We start from the raw sequence: 17063 nt of genomic DNA on the forward strand, positions 1-17063 counted from the left end.
GAGAAGAGGCGGAACACATGCCCTTTTGCCGCTGGGCTGTCGATTGGTCCAGCCGCTGCCGCTATGGGCGCAAGATTCTACCCGGCCGTCACACCAGCGGCTTGAGTTCCTGGGCGATGGTCGGCAGAAGCTCCGAGACGTTCGGGTGGATGTGCACGGCGCGCGCCAGCGTGCTGACCGGCGCCTTGGCATACATCAGGTCGAGCACGCAGTGCACCGCCTCGTCGCCGCCCGGGCCGAGCACCGAACAGCCGAGGATCACCCTGGTGTCGGCATCGACCAGGATCTTCATGAAGCCTTGCGTCTCGCCTTTTTCGACTGCACGGCTGACGCGGGTCATTGGCCGCTGGCCGACCAGGGCGCGGCGGCCGGATTTCCTTACCGCGGCTTCGGTCATGCCGCAGCGGCCGAGTGGTGGGTCGATATAGAGCGCATAGGCCTCGATGCGGTCGCTGACCTTGCGCGGATCGTTGTCGAGCAGGTTGGCGGCGACGATCTCGTAATCGTTGTACGAGGTGTGGGTGAAGGCGCCCTTGCCGTTGCAGTCGCCCATCGCCCAGATGCCGGGCACGCTGGTGCGCAACTGGTCGTCGACGACGATGAAGCCGCGTTTGTCGACCTCGACGCCGGCTTTGTCGAGGCCGAGATCGTCGGTGTTTGGCGTGCGGCCGAGCGCCAGCAGCACATGCGAGCCGACCGCAGCCGCCTTGCCTGGCGAGAAGGTCACGGCGATTTCGTTGCCTCGCCTGGCGAAGCGGATGTCGTCGGCGCCGAGATGGACGGCAATGGCTTCGTTTTCGAGGATCGACAAAATGGCGTCCGAGACATCCTCGTCCTCGCGACCGATCAGACGCGGGCTTTTTTCGATGACCGTGACTTCGGAACCGAAGCGGCGGAACATCTGCGCGAATTCGAGCGAGACATAGCTGCCGCCGACGACGATGAGATGGCGCGGCAGCACGTCGAGATCCATCATCGAGGAATTGGTCAGGTAAGAGATGCCGTCGATGCCGGGCAGGTCGGGCACCGAGGCGCGCCCGCCGGTGTTGAGGAATATCTTTTCGGCGCTCAGCAGATCGTCGCCGACGCCCACCGTGTTGGCGCTTACGAAGCGCGCATGGCCGCGATAGAGCGTGCATTTGTCCATGCCGGCAATCCAGTCTTCGAGATTGCCGCGGGCGTCGTTCGAGACCTTGTCCTTGCGCGCCTTGATCGCCTTGTAGTTTACGCCGACGGGACCGGATAGCGTCACCCCGTAATCCGCGGCGGAGCGGGCGAGATGCACGGCATAGGCGCTTGCCACCATCGTTTTGGTCGGCGTGCAGCCGGTGTTGACGCAAGTGCCGCCGACCAGCTTTCGCTCGATCAGCGCCACGCTCATGCCGGCCGCATTCAGCCTGCCGGCGAGCGGTGGGCCGGCCTGCCCGGCACCGACGATGATGGCGTCGAATGTCTTTGCCGTCATGCCGCCGCCGCCACGATCAGAAGCCCGCCGACGATCGCCACCGCGTCCTCGATGAAGGCGGCGGGCGGGTCCTTGCCGAAGGCGGTGGCGAGGCGCTTGCGCGCCTCGGCGCCGCCCAGCGTGCCGATCACCGCGCCGATGGCGCCGGCGATCAGGCCGCCGATGGTGGCACCGCCGGTCGCGCCGATCACCGCGCCGGTGAAAGCGCCCAAGACGATGCGCGTGCCGAATTGCTGCGGCACCTTGCGGCTCGGCGCCGAGGGCAGCTGGTCGGTGACCAGTTCGGCGATGGCCAGGATGGTGAAGATGCCGACGGCGATCCAGTGGCCCATGAAGCTCGCCCACGTGTCCGCGACCGGCAACCAGCCAAGCCAGGCGCCCCAGGCGACGGCGGCGGGCGCGGTTATGGCGCGAAGCCCGGCAACGATGCCAATCAGGAGTGCAAAAATGTACAGCATGATTGATCCCCTCGATGGCCGGCTTGGGACAGGTCCGAGAGAGCAAGCTACCATAGGTCCGGTATTTGACCAGAGGTGGTGTCGCCGCTGGCGCTTCCGTATTTTCACCACTTGTGCTTTGGCAAAGTTGAAACTGGAGTTGCAGCCATGGCCGGAAGCGAACGCATGAAAATGGCGGCGGGCGAGTGGTATTGCTGCCTTGATCCGGAACTGGAGGCGTTGCGTATCACGGCGCGGGACGCGGTGTTCGAGCACAACAGCCTGCCGCCCCGGCAGCGTCGCGACATCGGGCCTGGATTGCGGACGCTGCTCGGCGCTGCGGGCGAGGGCGCCCGGATCGAGGCGCAGTTCCACTGCGCTTATGGCGTCAACATCTTTCTCGGCGACCGCGTTTTTCTCAATGCCGGCTGCATCATTCTCGATACGGCGCCAGTGCGAATCGGCAAGGGAACGCTGCTCGGCCCCAATGTGCAGATCTATTGCGCCGAGCACCACAAGGAGGCTGCCGGGCGACGGGCAGGGCTGGAGATCGCCAGGCCGGTCGAGATCGGCGACAATGCCTGGATCGGCGGCAGTGCCATCATCCTCGGCGGGGTCAGGATCGGCGATGGCGCTATCGTCGGCGCCGGTGCTGTGGTGACGCGCGACGTGGCGGCGAACACCACGGTGGTCGGCAATCCGGCACGCGTAGTCAGCTGAGCACCGTGCTTCTGTCGCCGGTCACGTCCTCGTTCTGATGGCCATGGGCGGCTGTGTCACTTGGCCGGAGGTGGATGCAACCGTGTGTCGAGTGCAAACGCCTCCTGGGTCTTCATGGCGTATGCCCCTCTGGCGAGGCTCGCGTCGAAGATCAGGTTCCAGCTATGCTGCGATACGGCGCTCGGAATCACAACGAACCGGTGCCGTTGCAGAAGATCGTCGCCAAACGCCTGTTGCCCGGAGCTCGGAATGCCCGGGCGCAACCACTTGGGGTTGGGCACGGCGGCGGGGTCGACGATATGCACATCCGCGACATCGCTGACGATCGCTGCCGTCATGACATGCGCTATCGTGTCGAGCGCCCTGAAGCCCTTATGGACCGCAACCTCGAGGATCGCTGTCGACGGATCGATCGAGCAGTAGACGGCGCGCAGGCCCTTGCTGTTCCAGCGTCCGCCCACCCTGTATGCGCCCTCGCCACTATCCCATGTAGACGCAAACGCGGCTTGATCGAGGCGCCATCCGATGAGGTCGGAGCCACCGAGCGCAGCCGGCAGCGGCGTCATGCATAAACGCCATATTCAAGCCGTTCCAGATAGTCTTCTACAAGCTCGATCCCCGCCGGCGTCGCCAGAAGGTCGATTGGACGACGCTGGTCGAGCCCAATCGCCGGGCGCTCCAGCCATTGCTCTGCCTCCGCCTGCGAACCGAACACGTCGGTAGCTTTCGACAGGATCTCCGCGAACTTCCAGGTTCGTCCGCTCTGGTCCTGATTGAGAGGCTTGGACGGAGCATCCTTGCGGCGCTGGTAGGTGCGCAGGCTCATGCCGACGGCCTTTCCCAGCGAATCGGTCTTCTGGATGAAGACGAGTTGCCCGATAAGATGGTCCAGCGCTGAAGCCGGCAGGCCGTGCAGAAGCAACTCGTGGGCATCCAAAGCGCTGCTGAGGCGCCTTGCCAGAATGCGGCTGCCGCCTAGCAATCTCGCCACCTTCTGAAGTTCATTGTTTTTTGCTGCTGGCGCAGCCTTTTCCAATGCCATCGCCACGGCGAGCCCTCTTCGCGTCATCTGTCGCTTTAATATATGACAGATGACGCAGAGCCTTTCAAGCACGACAGGATCGAGAGCAGGGCAATCGCTTCGAGAGAAAAGATAGCCTACTCGGGCCAGCTGGCAGTCCAACGTCGGCACTGAAGCGATTGCCCTGGAATCGAGCGCGAGCCGAATTTCACCTCGGCATCTGCGCCACGCGCTCCTCCTGAGCACTCCTCGAGAATTCGCGCCGGTACTGCGCCGGCGAGGTTCTGAGGCGCGCTGCGAAGTGCTGGCGCAGCGAGGTGGCGCTGCCGAAGCCGGCCTCGAAGGCAACCGTGTCCATCGATTTTTCCGTTGCTTCCAGCAGCCGTTGCGCCAGCTGGACGCGCTGGTCGGTCAGCCAGTCGCCGAAACTGGTGCCGATCGTTTTCTGGAAACGGCGCGTGAACGTCCGGCGGGTGAGGCCAGCGAGACCGGCAACGCTGTCCAGACTGTGCGGATCACCCAGGGTTTTTCGCACCGCTTCGAGAGCCTGGGTAAAGCGGTCCGCATTGCCGGTCCTGGCGATGGGACGTTCGATGAATTGCGCCTGCCCGCCCTGCCTGTGCGGAGAAAGCACGATCTGCCGGGCAAGGCGAAGTGCCGCCTCGGCGCCGTAACGAGCCCGTACGACGTGCAGGCAGCAGTCGAGCCCGGCGGCGACGCCAGCGGATGTCACGACATCGCCATTGTCGATGTAGAGCACTTCCGGTTCGACGAGAATGTCGGGATAGAGTTCCTGCAGTTGATCCGCGTAGGCCCAGTGCGTCGCCGCTCGCCGCCCCGAAAGCAGTCCGGTCGCCGCAACAGCGAACGTTCCCAAGCACAGTCCGACGATCAGCGCGCCGCGCTCGTGCGCGCCAAGCAACGCGTCGATCAATGCGGCTGGAGGCGAGCTCCCGAGATCCTTCCAGCTTGGCACGATGACGATGTCGGCGTCATCGAGCGCGGAAAGCCCGTGCGGGACGCTGATCGTCAGCCCGGCATCGGTGCGGATCGGCCCGTCCTCAATCGCGCAGACCCGGAAGTCGAAGCGCGGCAGGCCGAGCTCCGTGCGATCCGCGCCGAACACGAGACACGGCACGGAGAGATGAAACGGGCTGATGCCATCGAAGGCGATGGCGGCAACGGCAGGATCGGTCATGGGAGCTCCAGCAACGGGTGAGGCCGATTGTCCCAATTCTTTCGAATAATGTCAATCGGGACACTTTTTGCAATCCGGTGCCGAGCTTATCGTCCGCCCATCAATGTCCAACGGGAAAGGAAAACCCCATGTCGCAACCAGCCAAAGGCAAAGCTCCACGCCGCGCCCTCATCGTCATCGATGTTCAAAACGACTATGACGGCGGCAACCTCGCCATCCAGCATCCGCCGTTCCGCGACAGCGTCGTCAATGTGGCGCGAGCGATGGATGCGGCCACCGAGGCAGGCGTCAAGGTGGTGGTCATCAAACAGTTGGCGCCGGAAACCTCACCGGTCTTCGCCAAGGGCAGCCATGGCGCCGAGTTGCACCCGGAAATCGCTAGGCGAAACCGCGACCACTACATCGAAAAGAACTTGCCCAGCGCCTTCACCGGCACGGACCTCGAGGAGTGGCTGCGCGCCAACTCTATCGATACGGTCACGGTCATCGGCTACATGACGCACAATTGCGATCTGTCGACGGTCATCCACGCCGTGCATATGGGCTTCGAGGTGGAGTTCCTGTCGGACGCAACGGGGTCGTTGCCGTACGCCAACAGCGCCGGCTACGCTTCGGGGGAGGAAATCCATCGCGTGGTGACGATCGTATTGCAGTCGCGCTTCGCGGCCGTTCTCAAGACCGCCGAGTGGATCGATTGCCTGAAGACCGGCGTGGTACCCCAGCACGACACACCCTATGCCTCCAACCAGCGCGCGCTGGCGCGAAGCGCGGCGTAGGAGACTGTTGCGAACAGGCAGAAGGGCGCCGCAGCGTTGCGGCGCCCTTTGCCGTTCGAGCATTGATTATCCCTAAAACAGGCCTTCGATCTGGCCCATTTCGTTCAGGAAAATCTTTTCCGAGGATGGCGCTTTGGGCAGGCCGGGCATGGTCATCACCTCGCCGCAGATGATGACCACGAAGCCGGCGCCGGCAGACAGCCTGACCTCGCGCACCGGCACGGTGTGGCCGGTTGGCGCGCCGCGCAGATTCGGATCGGTGGAGAAGGAATATTGCGTCTTGGCCATGCAGACCGGCAAATGACCGTAGCCGGCGTGCTCCCAGGCGTGGAGCTGGTCGCGCACCGATTTGTCGGCGATCGCTTCGGAACCGCGATAGATGCGCTGGACGATGGTGTTGATCTTCTCGAACAGCGGCATGGCGTCGGGATAGAGCGGGGCGAATTGCGACGCGCCGGATTCGGCCAACGCCACGACTCTTTTGGCCAGTTCCTCGATGCCGGCCGATCCCTGGGCCCAGTGCTTGCACAGGATCGCCTCTTCGCCCATCGAGGCGACGTAGTCCTTCATCGCCTGGATCTCGGCCTCTGTGTCGGAGTAGAAATGGTTGATGGCGACCACAGCCGGCACACCGAACTGGCGGATGTTCTCGATGTGGCGGCCGAGATTCGCACATCCCTTCTTGACCGCCTCGACGTTCTCCTTGCCGAGGTCCTCCTTCTTGACGCCGCCATTCATCTTCATGGCGCGAACCGTGGCGACGATGACCGCCGCGGCGGGCCTCAGGCCGGCCTTGCGGCATTTGATGTCGAAGAACTTTTCGGCACCGAGATCGGCGCCGAAACCGGCTTCGGTGACGACGTAGTCGGCAAGCTTCAGCGCCGTCGTCGTGGCAACGACGGAGTTGCAGCCATGCGCGATGTTGGCGAAGGGGCCGCCATGCACGAAGGCCGGGTTGTTCTCCAGCGTCTGCACGAGATTGGGCTGCATGGCATCCTTCAAGAGTACGGCCATGGCGCCGTCGGCCTTGAGGTCGCGCGCATAGACGGCCGACTTGTCGCGGCGATAGGCGACGATGATGTCGCCGAGGCGCCTTTCCAGGTCCTTCAGGTCGGTCGACAGGCACAGGATGGCCATGACTTCCGAGGCGACTGTGATGTCGAAACCGGCCTCGCGCGGGAAACCGTTGGCGACGCCGCCGAGCGAACAGATGATCTCGCGCAGCGACCGGTCGTTCATGTCCATGACGCGGCGCCAGACGACGCGGCGGGTGTCGATGCCGAGCTCGTTGCCCCAGTAGATGTGGTTGTCGATCAGCGCCGACAGCAAGTTATGGGCGGTGGTGATGGCGTGGAAATCGCCGGTGAAGTGGAGGTTCATGTCCTCCATCGGCACGACCTGCGCGTAGCCACCGCCGGCGGCCCCGCCCTTGACGCCGAAATTCGGTCCGAGCGAAGCCTCACGGATGCAGACGATGGCCTTCTTGCCGATGCGGTTGAGGCCATCGCCCAAGCCCACCGTCGTCGTCGTCTTGCCTTCGCCGGCCGGTGTCGGGTTGATGGCGGTGACGAGGATCAGCTTGCCATCCTTGTTGCCCTTCACCGACTTGATGAACTCGGCCGAGATCTTCGCCTTGTCGTGGCCGTAGGGCAGAAGATGTTCGCTCGGAATGCCGATCTTCTGGCCGATCTCCTGGATCTGCTTCTTCCTGGCGCCGCGCGCGATCTCGATGTCGGACTTCACTTCGGCCATGGACGACTTCCCTCTGAATTGGACGGATTTGACTAGTGTGGTCGCAAGAATAGCCCGGCATTGCAGGCGCGGGCATGTTCTACCCCTGTCGCTGCCGCGGCGTCAACTTTCATGCAACTATGTTTCCTGCGAAGAAAATACCTCTGCGGCCGGCTGCCCTGCTACAGGTTCTTTTCGCGCCGGTTGCCGCGCCGTATAGAAGCCAGAGCAGGCGCGGTTCCGCCGTCTCAAAACAGCCGCGTAATACGCGAAAAGCGACAGAAGCAACGGCGCAAATTCACCAGCGCCGGCTGTGCGGGACGATCCGCTACTGCGTCAGCACGTTGCTGATCTCGACCATGTTCGAGCGCACCCTGAGTATGTAAAAACCCATCGTCGTCAGATGTGTCGGCAACAGCCAGCCGTCCTCGCGGCCATTGGCGATGATGAAGGGCTGGATGCGCAGCGCCGAGACGAACTGCGCGTCCATCGTATCCCACAGGTTCTGCAGGTGCTTTTCCTTGATGACGTCCTCGAAGTCGGCCTGTGCGCCCTTCATCAGCCCGTAATAGGCATAGAGCTGGCCATAGGCGAACCAGAAGCGGTCGTCGGCGCGAGTGTCGAACCAGCCATTATTGTGGTTTTCGGCACGCTCCTTGAGGATCGCCGAGGTCGAACCGATGTCGGACGAGATGCGGTCGATATACTGCTTGAGATTGTCAGCGCGGGCATCGAACGTCGCCTGGCAGGCTGCGAGGCGGGCGTTGAAGGAACGCAGCTTGCGCACCGCGTCGCGATAGTAGCTCGGCGTCGGCGTCTTGGGGCCGAACGGGTTCAAGCCGAAATACCAGGTTTCCTCGTCGAACTGCAGATTGCCGCGGGCATCCTGCAGGTCGGCGTCGATCTGCGAGGTGGTGCGGACGCGGCCGAGATTATCGGCAAGCTCGGTCGCCGTACGCCGCACCGCCTGGTTGATGCCGCGCTGGAACGAAGCCTTGTTGTCCATGAACGGCGTGTGGTCCCAGTCGATGCCGAACAGGCCGAGCTTGTAAAGAATCATCGACGACACCCAGGCATTCTGGTTGACGTTGAAGTCGGTCAGGTCGGCCGCAACCTGAGCAATGGCTGAATTTCCGCAGGTCTTGGCCGTGTCGGTGCCGGCGCCGGCGGAAACCTGTTCACCGGCGGAGCTGTTGCGTTTTTCGAAGGTGTATTTGTCGACGTAATTCGGGTCGAAATTGTTCCACCACTGGGTGGCGTAGAAGAAGTTGACATAGAGACCGATCAGCACGAGCACAGCCAGGCCGAGCACCGCCTTCAGGATCCAGCCGCGTTGCGTGTACCAGCGCCCCGCCCACAGGAACGGCCACAGGATCGCGCCGATGAGCAGGCCGATGCCGCGGCCAATCCACTGGAAAATCCGGGTGAAGAAACTCACGATCGGATCAAGCATGGCGATGTCACCCCTCAGTCAGTCAAGCCGTAGAGGCGTGTGCGAAACGCCACCTTGTCCTTCAGATATGTGGTTTTCAGAACGTCCACAACATGCGATCGCCAGGCGTCGCTGAAGCCCTCATAGTCCCTGTAGAAGCCCGGCTTGTTGAAGACGTAACGCGAAACGAAGTCCTGCGGCACGAAGTCCGAGATCAGCTGGTTGGTCAGCCAGGCGTCGGCATGGTCCGGCTTGGCGCGGATGACCAGGAAGCGCTGCTGCGGGAACACGTCCTCGATCTTGAGATGGCCGAGCTGGGCGATCTCGCGCTTGGCGGCGTTGAGGAAGGGAAAATTGCCGTCCCTGGTGATCAGATCGGTATGGCCGTGGATCCAGGTCTGCAGCCAGACCTTGTCGACGTCGGTCAGATTGCGGTCGGGATCGGCGTCGCGGATCAGCGCGCGCACCACCATTTCGGCGCGATGCTCGAGATAACCGGAGGTTTCGATCCATGAGGCGCGCGGCAGCTCGATGCGGCCGGTCGAGGCGAGGAACTTGAACACCTTGTCGGCATCGTGGATCGAAAGGTAACTCACCTGCCACGGCCGCGAGCGGCGGAAACCGGGCGCTGCCGGGTCGCTGATCACCGTCGTCACGTCGGGATCGACGAACACATAGAGCCCGCCGAAATGGCTGGTCCAATAGGCATTGTGACGGAAGATCACCTGGTCCGGCACCAGCGCATTCTCGCGGATGTCGCCGCAGATCTTCGCCAGCTCGACCATGTGGGCCAGCATGGCGTTGTCGCGCCAGGCATCCGGCTCCTGCTTCAGCCGGTCGACCAGCTTGCCGAGCTCGGCGGCCTTGCCGAGCACATCCTCGGCCGACAACACCTTGAACTCGACCTGGTTGATCGACAGCAGGTCCTCGATGTCGTCGACCTTGGGGACCGAATCCTCGATCTCGCCGTAGATGACGTCCTTGATCGTCAGCGCATCGATGGCGCGCTGGTTCTTGGACATGAACTCGTACATCAGCAGCGAGGTGTTGGAGAACGCCGTGTGCACCACCGGCAGGTCGATCTGCGACGGCGTCAGGATGATGAAGCGGCGGTTGACCTCGTTCGGATCGAGGTAGCTGTAGTCGCCGCATTCCTCGGCGACCTGCGGCGAAAAGCCGGTGCGATCGATCTCGAAGCTTTTCAGCTTGATCGGCTTTAAGCCGAACGCGACCATCGCCTTGTTGTAGCGCTGGATCAGGTGCGGCTCGTCGATCGTCAGCAGCCGGCCGTAGATCAGCTCGTTGTCGCGCAACAGATCGGGTTTCTTGGCCATTATTCCTTCTCCGCGTTCACGGGGAGACGGTGCCCGAAGGGCGGATGAGGGGCGCGAACGCTCCTTCTCCCCTTGTGGGAGAAGGTGGCCGAGCGAAGCTCGGTCGGATGAGGGGTGTTCCAGCTTGACGAATACCCCTCATCCGTCGCCTTCGACGCCACCTTCTCCCACAAGGGGAGAAGGTGGCGTCGGCGCATCTCACGCATTCCACAGCCCCTTTTTCTTCATCTCCTCGATCTCGCGCACGGCACGCTCCCGCAGACGGGTGTCGCGGATCATCTTGGTCACCGCCGCATCATCGGACTTGTCGGAATAGCGGAATTCGGAATCCGCGTAGCGGTTGATCTCCTGCATGACCATGTCCATCGAGAATGGCCCGCGCAGCTCCTCGATCATGGCTTTCTTGTCGTCGTAACCCTTGTGCATGAAGGCTTCTGGCTTTTCGAACCACTCGTCGGGCAATTCGATGTCCATGGCGCGCATCTTGATGGCATCGGTGACGTTCTTGATGGCGCGGCCGGTAAAGCGCGGCTCGGCATCCTTGATCAAGTGCAGATAGGTGCCGATGTCGGCCATCGTCTTTGGCGCGCCATTCTCCTTCATGTAGCGCTCATAGACCTTCATCAGCCCGTCTTCCTGCGGTTTTTCATGTTCCTCGTAGGCTTCCATCACCGCGCGCTGGATTTCCTGGGCAGCGTAGAGCTTGTGCTCGCCGAGCGGGATCTTGTGGTTCTTGCCGGCGAGCAGGACGAAAATGTCGATGTAGTCGTCGCGGCTCTGCGGGCCATCGACCAGCCAGCGCGCGCCGGCGCGCTGGCGCAATGCGTCGTCGACGTTCTCGGGATAGTTGGAAAACATGCCGAAAGAGCAATTGCCGCGCACCACGGTCGCCGCACCTCCAAAGGCGTCCATCAGGACGCCGGTGATTTCCTGCTGGCCGGCAGAGGCACGGTCGTCTGAGCGGCGTGCGGCGACCTGGTCGATATCGTCGATGGTGCCGAAGCCGATGACGCGCGGGTTCAGCACATTGTTGATGAACTGGCGGCAGTTCTGGCCCGACTTGCCCTGGTAGGAGGAGATCTGGTCGACGCCGAAATTCTCGTAGGCGAAGGGATAGCCGGCGACCTGGCAATAACCATTAAGAAGACCGGCGATCATCTGGATCAAGGTTGTCTTGCCGGTGCCGGGAGCGCCATCGCCGATAAAGGTGAACAGGAAGCCGCCGAGTTCGACGAACGGGTTCAGCTCGCGCTCGAAGTCGTAGGCCATCAGCATCTTGGCAAGCTTGACTGACTGGTATTTGGCGATGTGGTTGCCGACGACCTCTTCCGGTTTTTTGAAGGTCATCACCAGCGGCTTTGCCCGCTTACCCGGCGCGACGTCGAAGCCGTCAAGGGTAAAATCGTCGACGTCGATGCGGATATGCGCGTTCTCGAACGGACCGATGCCGTCGAAGCGGCCCTTTCGCGCCAACAGCCCGTCGATGGCGACGCGGGCAAAGGCGCGGGCGCGGGTCATCAGGTCGGCATCGTCCTTCGAACCTGCTATCGCCCTGTCGAGCCCGGCCACGATCGACTTCACCGCATCCTGTGGCGTGTCGAACAGAAAGTCCGGCTCGGGCGTGTCGTTCGGCGCCTCGCCGTCGCTGTCGATCAGCTGGAACAAATAGGAGGCAAGGCTGAAGGCGGAGATGTAGGCAGAGGCCGACAGCAGCTTCTTGAAGGTGGCAGCTTCATCGCCTTCGAGCGGCGAGCGGGCGTTTTTCGCCTGCAGACTTTCGAGGTCCGAGCCCTCGGCGAAGACATCCGATATGGCCAGCGCTATCGCTGTGCCGCGCCGGGCGCGAAACAACAGCGTGTGCTGCGGGATGGTCAGCAACTGGTCGTCGGAATGGACGGCGGCGACGGTTTTGGAGAGCTCGACCTCGCGCGTGCGGCGCACCGAGCCGACCGAGACGGTAGAGACGAAGCGGCGGTTGGTGCCGGCAAGCGCGGTGCCGGACTCGCGCGATGGGTCCTCCAGCACGACGATGCGGGTGATGAAACTTTGCGCAATGGCACGGTGCTTTTCAATTGCCGCTTCCGGGATGGTGGTCAGGCCGGTGTCCATGGAGGATGCTCCGCGATTTGACGGTCAGACGTCGCTGATGACCTGCCCTTTGGACAGGATGTGGACCTTGTAGCCCGAAAAGATCTTCTGCGCCTCGCCGGCGGCATAGAGCGCCTGATAGGCCTCGTGCGGAATCAGCGCATGGTTCTCGTAGTTGGACACGCCTTGCCGCGCGGCCTCGAGATCGTCGGTATTGATGAAGAATTCCTGCGTCGTCTTTTCGCTCGAAAACAGCCCCTTGCGGCCTGGCTTTTCGGCCTTGGAAAAGACCTCCTGGATGGTCCAGGTCAGCAGCCAGGCGTTTTCCGGCTTGCGCACCTTGGCCAGCACTTCGCTCACCGTCGAATTGTTGTCGGTAATCCCTGCAGAATAGAACGGGCCGAGCACGACGCGACGCAGTTGCTTGGGATGCAGCGGCTCGAAATCCTTGTCGAGGTTGACCGCGATGGTCGCCGGCGACAGCGCGTAGGCGGAATTCTTTTCGGTGAAATCGTCGAAACGGTGGGCAAGCTCGGGATTGAGCAAGCCGTCGACCGGCAGCGGAATGTCGATCCTCTCATTAAGTTTGCCGCTGGAGTCGACAAGCTGCCGGATCATGTCGTCCGAGGAATCCTCGACCGTCACCATATAGACAAGCGGCAGGTTGGCGCTGCCGTCGAAGCAGGCCCAGTGGACCAGATAATAGGGGCGCAACGTCTTCGGATTGACCGACACCTTGACCGTCTGGGCCAGCGTGAACGGGCCGAAGGTAGTCTCGCTCTTGACGTCCTCGAGGTAAAGCCGCTCGGCCATCGACTTCTGCAGTGCTTCGGGAAATTCCTTGTGGCGCAGGATGAAGTCCGCCATTTCCTCGCGCAGCTCATCGGCCAGCGGAAGGTTGGCGAGTCGCGCATCGGCCTGGAGCCGGTCGTTCTCCAACTCGAGCAGGTTCTGGAAGACCGGAAAACCGCTTTCGGCGCGCGAGATGCGGAACGTCTCGGTGAAGCCCAGCCGGTTGCGCCAGCACGAGAACGACTTGTCGAGCCGCGCAATATATTCGGCGACGACCTTGGCGACGATGCCGTGCCGGTAGAGCGGCGAGCGATCGTCGCGCATGAACACTTCGAGGCCGCCAAGTGCCGCCGCGATCGCCGAGAAATAACGCGCCGCAGCTTCGTTTTCGGGGGTCATGCTGCCAGCCCTTGGGAGCAGTGCACGTGCAGCAATTACGACTGCACGTAATTTGCCGAATTGTGCTTCTTCATCACATCGTCGAAGCGGCGGGCGAAGGCATCGTCGGCGAGCTTCTTGCGGCGCTGGATGTCGGCGGTGGCGACCATGTTTTTCTCGTGCATTTCAAGCAGATCGCCGATGTGCTTTTGCGAGGCGGCACCAATGCCGGCCATGGTCTCTTCGGCGGTGTTGTCGACCTGGCTGCCCAGCGTGTTGATCTTGTGGGCGACATCCTGTTGGGCGGCGGTCTTCAGCGAATCTTCCAGCGCCTTGTACAGAACGATGCGCTGCTCGGTATCGATGGTCAGCTTGTTGATCAGCGTCGATTGCGCCGCGATCTGGTTGTTGAGCGAATCGACGAAGGTCTGGAACATCGAGGTGTAGCGCTCCAGCGTCTGGCTTTCGGCCAGCAATTCCTGCTCCTTGGCCTGCTTCTCGTTGTATTCCGTGGCTAGTTTCGAGCGTTCGCCTTCCAGCTGCGTGCGCTCCTTCTGGCTGGTCGAGGCGGCGATCTTGTTCTCGATGTCGAGCAGCATCGGGTTGAGTTCTTCGATGCGCTTCTGCACGGTCTCGAGATTGGACATGGTGGTCTTGCGGCGCTCGATCACCTGCGACAGGCTGGCCTCGGAGGTCTTGTAGCGCGTGTCGAGAACCTGCTTCTGCGCCTTGAGGATGCCGACGATGGTGTCGGATTTCGCCAGCAGCTCCTGCAGATTGCCGGCCAGCGACATGTTGCGGACGCGGTCGGTGCGCAGGCGCTGCTTGCGCTGGCTGGAGAAGACACCGACGAAATTTTCCCAGCCGGTGTAGTTCTTCATGCTCTCGAATTCGGCGCCGAAGACGTTGGTGGCGTCCTCGAGGCCGATGATCAGGTCGGCGATATTGCCTTCCATCACCTTCTGCTGCTTCAGCACATCCTCAATGCGGGCATTCTCGATGTCGAAATTGGCGTCGCCGATCTTCTTGTCGGCGGTGGCGAGCGTCTCGAGCACAGTACCGGACTGCTCGATCTTGGTGCGCATGTCCTCAACGACCTGCTTGGTCTTGGCAATCTCGGCGTCGAAATTCTGCAATGTCGCCATTGGGGCCTCCCGCTTCGGCATCGGTTTCGTTTCGCAAACCGCCGCGAATATATGTGCCGGGTTTGGCGAATGAAAGACGGAAGACATGGGATTACAGGAAAACAAAAGAATTTCAGGAGGCCGACCGCAGGATAGTCAGGCAATGATTACGGTGTAACTGCCGTCCGGTCAGACACCGCTTCAACCGCGGCTGGACTTTAGGTCGGGGAGCGACGCTCAGGGCTTGGGATCGGCCTTGAGGTAGGCGATGACATTGGCGATGTCGTCGTCGCTGGTCAGGCCGGAGAAGGCCATTTTGTTGCCAGGGACCTTCTGCCGCGGCGCGCGCAGGTATTCGGCGAGGTTTGCTTCGTCCCAGACCAGGCCGGCGGCGCCGGCGTCCTTCATCCCCTGCGAGTAGCGGCTGAGATAACTGTCCGCGGTGCCGGCGGTGCGGCCGACGACACCCAGCAGATGCGGGCCGACCTTGTCGTGGTCGCTCGTTGCCTCATGACAGGCCACGCATCTGTTGAAGACTTTCTTGCCGAGAGCGGCATCGCCGTCGGCATGCGCGGCAAGAGCGCCGGCGATGAGGAAAGCAGTTGCAGATGAGATGGCTCGAAGCATGGGAACTCCCCGACGGCTCTGGTTGAGAGGTTCTGAAATAGGAAGCAGGCCTTAAACAAGCGCCGCACGATGGCGCGATTGGCGAACGAATGTCGGCCGGGAGGTCGGATGAAAGCAATAGCGCTGGTCAGGTTCTGGTGAAGCCGATGAAATCGTCGGGCACGGCGCGGCCCATTTCCTCTTCCCAATGGCGGCGGCAGAGCGAGACATAGACATCCTTGCCGATCGCCACCTGTTCGCCCTGTTTCGCCACCTTGCCGTCGGCGCCGAGGCGCACCACCATCGTCGCCTTGCGGCCGCAACGGCAGATGGTGCGCACCTCGCGCAGGTCGTCGGCGATTGCCAGCAGGGTGCGCGATCCGGAAAACAGCTTGCCCTGGAAATCGGTGCGCAGGCCGTAGCACATGACCGGGATGTTCAGCCGGTCGGCGATGCGGGCGAGTTGCCAGACTTGCTCCTCTTCGAGGAACTGCGCCTCATCGATGAAGACGCAATGGACCGTGGCGTGGTCGTGATGCTCGGCGACCCGGGCGAACAGGTCGTCGCCGTCGCGGAACATCTCGGCTTCCGTCTCCAGGCCGATGCGCGACGAGATCAGCCCGGTATCGCCCTTGCGGTAGTGGCCGGCGATGAACAGCATCGTCGTCATGCCGCGCTCGCGGTAATTGTACGAGGCCTGCAACAGCATCGTCGTCTTGCCGGCATTCATCGTCGCATAATGGAAGTACAGCTTGGCCATGCCGTCCTTTTAAGCCGAGTTGCAACAAAGCGGGGAGGGGGAGCGCCTACATTCCACCGGGAAAAGACGACTTCCATCCGGAAAGCGGCGGGCGTGTCGCTGATCGGCCAGCCTGCGCCGTTGTTCGTGATTGCCTTAGTGCTTGAAACCGCAGCAGAATGATGTTTGGCTGACGGAACAAAGGCGGAGATAAAACCGTCGCGTCGCTTCACCGAGAACTGAAATGGGAGAATTTTCATGTCGCGTATGAGTTCATTCGTCGCCGGCCTCGGCCTGGCGGCTTTTCTATCCACGACTGGGGCCTTCGCCGGCGATCCGGAAAGCTGCAAGACGGTGCGGCTGTCCGATGTCGGCTGGACCGACATCCAGGCGACCACCGGCGTCGCTTCGGTGCTGCTCACGGCGCTCGGCTACGAGCCGCAGGTGATCCAGCTTTCGGTGCCGGTGACCTATGCGTCGCTGAAGAACAAAGACCTCGACGTGTTCCTCGGAAACTGGATGCCGTCGATGACCAACGACATCAAGGACTATGCCGCCGAAGGCTCGGTCGAGACCGTCAGCGAAAATCTCAGCGGTGCCGGCTACGGCATCGTCGTTCCGACCTATGTCGCCGATGCCGGTGTCAAGACGCTGACCGATCTCGGCAAGTTCAAGGACAAGTTCGACGGCAAGATCTACGGCATCGAGGCCGGCAATGACGGCAACCGCATCATCCTCGACATGATCAAGGATCCGAAGACCAATCTTGAAGGCTTCGAACTGGTCGAATCTTCCGAGGCCGGCATGCTCACCCAGGCCGAGCAGTCGATGAAGAACAATGAATGGATCGCCTTCCTCGGCTGGACGCCGCATCCGGTGATGGGCGCCATGAAGATCACCTATCTCGAGGGGATGGGAGATAGCGGCTTTGGTGCTGCCACCGTGCATACCAACGTACGCAAGGGCTACATGAGCGAATGCCCGAACGCCGGCAAGTTCATCGCCAATCTGAAGTTCAACCTCGACATGGAAGGCGAGATGATGGACGCGATCCTGAAGGGCGGCGATGCCAATACGGTCGCGACCGACTGGCTGAAGAAGCACCCGGACGCGGTCGCTCCCTGGATCGCCGGCGTCACCACCTTCGACGGCGGCGATGCGGCGGCTGCGGTGAAAACGGCGCTCGGAAGCTGACCCGACCATCTGGCATGACGAGACAAAG

The 17063-nt window shown here is 62.1% G+C and carries 16 protein-coding genes; 3 read left to right on the plus strand and 13 right to left on the minus strand.

Going from position 1 to position 17063, the window contains the following annotated elements:
* Positions 1-88 precede the first annotated feature (88 nt).
* Together NKI08_RS23530 and NKI08_RS23535 are read right to left on the minus strand one after the other, a co-directional pair.
* Positions 89-1465, minus strand: coding sequence for an FAD-containing oxidoreductase (locus NKI08_RS23530; RefSeq protein ID WP_352772519.1), 1377 nt, complete (start codon positions 1463-1465; stop codon positions 89-91).
* Positions 1462-1923: a DUF4126 domain-containing protein gene (locus tag NKI08_RS23535; protein ID WP_352469707.1), complete on the minus strand. Its 462-nt coding sequence runs from the start codon at positions 1921-1923 to the stop codon at positions 1462-1464. The genes NKI08_RS23530 and NKI08_RS23535 overlap by 4 nt, the downstream gene beginning before the upstream one ends.
* A 147-nt stretch (positions 1924-2070) precedes the next feature.
* Here NKI08_RS23535 and NKI08_RS23540 point away from each other — a divergent pair, with 147 nt between their 5' ends.
* Positions 2071-2622, plus strand: a complete 552-nt coding sequence (locus tag NKI08_RS23540; protein WP_352772522.1) for a sugar O-acetyltransferase — start codon at positions 2071-2073, stop codon at positions 2620-2622.
* 56 nt (positions 2623-2678) lie between these two features.
* Here the strand turns inward: NKI08_RS23540 and NKI08_RS23545 are convergent, their stop codons facing one another.
* From NKI08_RS23545 to NKI08_RS23555, 3 genes are all read right to left on the minus strand, one after another.
* A complete protein-coding gene (locus NKI08_RS23545; protein ID WP_352772525.1) occupies positions 2679-3188 on the minus strand; it encodes an RES family NAD+ phosphorylase in 510 nt (169 codons plus the stop codon).
* Complete coding sequence (gene parS, locus NKI08_RS23550; protein WP_502899662.1) at positions 3185-3664, minus strand: type II RES/Xre toxin-antitoxin system antitoxin; 480 nt, start codon at positions 3662-3664, stop codon at positions 3185-3187. Before parS ends, NKI08_RS23545 begins: the two co-directional genes overlap by 4 nt.
* A 187-nt stretch (positions 3665-3851) precedes the next feature.
* Positions 3852-4841: a helix-turn-helix domain-containing protein gene (locus NKI08_RS23555; protein WP_352772528.1), complete on the minus strand. Its 990-nt coding sequence runs from the start codon at positions 4839-4841 to the stop codon at positions 3852-3854.
* A gap of 128 nt (positions 4842-4969) precedes the next feature.
* Between NKI08_RS23555 and NKI08_RS23560 the strand changes: the two genes are divergently transcribed.
* Positions 4970-5617, plus strand: coding sequence for a cysteine hydrolase family protein (locus NKI08_RS23560; RefSeq protein ID WP_352450542.1), 648 nt, complete (start codon positions 4970-4972; stop codon positions 5615-5617).
* Between the two features lie 72 nt (positions 5618-5689).
* Here NKI08_RS23560 and NKI08_RS23565 read toward each other — a convergent pair whose 3' ends face one another.
* The 8 genes from NKI08_RS23565 to NKI08_RS23600 form a co-directional block, all read right to left on the minus strand.
* On the minus strand, positions 5690-7369 hold the full coding sequence (locus NKI08_RS23565; protein WP_352772531.1) for a formate--tetrahydrofolate ligase: 1680 nt from the start codon (positions 7367-7369) through the stop codon (positions 5690-5692).
* A 307-nt stretch (positions 7370-7676) separates the two neighbouring features.
* Positions 7677-8801, minus strand: a complete 1125-nt coding sequence (locus tag NKI08_RS23570) for a DUF2333 family protein (RefSeq protein ID WP_352450540.1) — start codon at positions 8799-8801, stop codon at positions 7677-7679.
* A gap of 14 nt (positions 8802-8815) precedes the next feature.
* Positions 8816-10114 carry a DUF6638 family protein gene (locus tag NKI08_RS23575; RefSeq protein ID WP_352772534.1) on the minus strand — a complete coding sequence of 433 codons (1299 nt, stop codon included), beginning with the start codon at positions 10112-10114 and terminating at the stop codon, positions 8816-8818.
* 198 nt (positions 10115-10312) lie between these two features.
* Positions 10313-12223, minus strand: coding sequence for an AAA family ATPase (locus tag NKI08_RS23580; RefSeq protein WP_352772537.1), 1911 nt, complete (start codon positions 12221-12223; stop codon positions 10313-10315).
* Between the two features lie 24 nt (positions 12224-12247).
* Positions 12248-13393, minus strand: a complete 1146-nt coding sequence (locus NKI08_RS23585; protein WP_352772540.1) for a hypothetical protein — start codon at positions 13391-13393, stop codon at positions 12248-12250.
* Positions 13394-13428: 35 nt separating this feature from the next.
* Positions 13429-14517, minus strand: coding sequence for a hypothetical protein (locus NKI08_RS23590; protein ID WP_352540990.1), 1089 nt, complete (start codon positions 14515-14517; stop codon positions 13429-13431).
* A gap of 216 nt (positions 14518-14733) precedes the next feature.
* A complete protein-coding gene (locus NKI08_RS23595) occupies positions 14734-15123 on the minus strand; it encodes a c-type cytochrome (RefSeq protein ID WP_352772543.1) in 390 nt (129 codons plus the stop codon).
* A 127-nt stretch (positions 15124-15250) separates the two neighbouring features.
* Positions 15251-15862 carry a thymidine kinase gene (locus NKI08_RS23600; protein WP_352770904.1) on the minus strand — a complete coding sequence of 204 codons (612 nt, stop codon included), beginning with the start codon at positions 15860-15862 and terminating at the stop codon, positions 15251-15253.
* A gap of 237 nt (positions 15863-16099) precedes the next feature.
* Between NKI08_RS23600 and NKI08_RS23605 the strand changes: the two genes are divergently transcribed.
* Complete coding sequence (locus NKI08_RS23605) at positions 16100-17035, plus strand: choline ABC transporter substrate-binding protein (RefSeq protein ID WP_292660734.1); 936 nt, start codon at positions 16100-16102, stop codon at positions 17033-17035.
* Positions 17036-17063: the final 28 nt, after the last annotated feature.

It is taken from the genome of Mesorhizobium sp. M0768 (assembly GCF_040320195.1).
Lineage (GTDB): Bacteria > Pseudomonadota > Alphaproteobacteria > Rhizobiales > Rhizobiaceae > Mesorhizobium.

Excerpts from the sequence above, each read along its gene's own strand:
- NKI08_RS23530 (WP_352772519.1), bottom strand. The coding sequence starts at position 1,465 with ATGACGGCAAAGACATTCGACGCCATCATCGTCGGTGCCGGGCAGGCC.
- NKI08_RS23535 (WP_352469707.1), bottom strand. The coding sequence starts at position 1,923 with ATGCTGTACATTTTTGCACTCCTGATTGGCATCGTTGCCGGGCTTCGC.
- NKI08_RS23540 (WP_352772522.1), top strand. The coding sequence starts at position 2,071 with ATGGCCGGAAGCGAACGCATGAAAATGGCGGCGGGCGAGTGGTATTGC.
- NKI08_RS23545 (WP_352772525.1), bottom strand. The coding sequence starts at position 3,188 with ATGACGCCGCTGCCGGCTGCGCTCGGTGGCTCCGACCTCATCGGATGG.
- parS (WP_502899662.1), bottom strand. The coding sequence starts at position 3,664 with ATGGCATTGGAAAAGGCTGCGCCAGCAGCAAAAAACAATGAACTTCAG.
- NKI08_RS23555 (WP_352772528.1), bottom strand. The coding sequence starts at position 4,841 with ATGACCGATCCTGCCGTTGCCGCCATCGCCTTCGATGGCATCAGCCCG.
- NKI08_RS23560 (WP_352450542.1), top strand. The coding sequence starts at position 4,970 with ATGTCGCAACCAGCCAAAGGCAAAGCTCCACGCCGCGCCCTCATCGTC.
- NKI08_RS23565 (WP_352772531.1), bottom strand. The coding sequence starts at position 7,369 with ATGGCCGAAGTGAAGTCCGACATCGAGATCGCGCGCGGCGCCAGGAAG.
- NKI08_RS23570 (WP_352450540.1), bottom strand. The coding sequence starts at position 8,801 with ATGCTTGATCCGATCGTGAGTTTCTTCACCCGGATTTTCCAGTGGATT.
- NKI08_RS23575 (WP_352772534.1), bottom strand. The coding sequence starts at position 10,114 with ATGGCCAAGAAACCCGATCTGTTGCGCGACAACGAGCTGATCTACGGC.
- NKI08_RS23580 (WP_352772537.1), bottom strand. The coding sequence starts at position 12,223 with ATGGACACCGGCCTGACCACCATCCCGGAAGCGGCAATTGAAAAGCAC.
- NKI08_RS23585 (WP_352772540.1), bottom strand. The coding sequence starts at position 13,393 with ATGACCCCCGAAAACGAAGCTGCGGCGCGTTATTTCTCGGCGATCGCG.
- NKI08_RS23590 (WP_352540990.1), bottom strand. The coding sequence starts at position 14,517 with ATGGCGACATTGCAGAATTTCGACGCCGAGATTGCCAAGACCAAGCAG.
- NKI08_RS23595 (WP_352772543.1), bottom strand. The coding sequence starts at position 15,123 with ATGCTTCGAGCCATCTCATCTGCAACTGCTTTCCTCATCGCCGGCGCT.
- NKI08_RS23600 (WP_352770904.1), bottom strand. The coding sequence starts at position 15,862 with ATGGCCAAGCTGTACTTCCATTATGCGACGATGAATGCCGGCAAGACG.
- NKI08_RS23605 (WP_292660734.1), top strand. The coding sequence starts at position 16,100 with ATGTCGCGTATGAGTTCATTCGTCGCCGGCCTCGGCCTGGCGGCTTTT.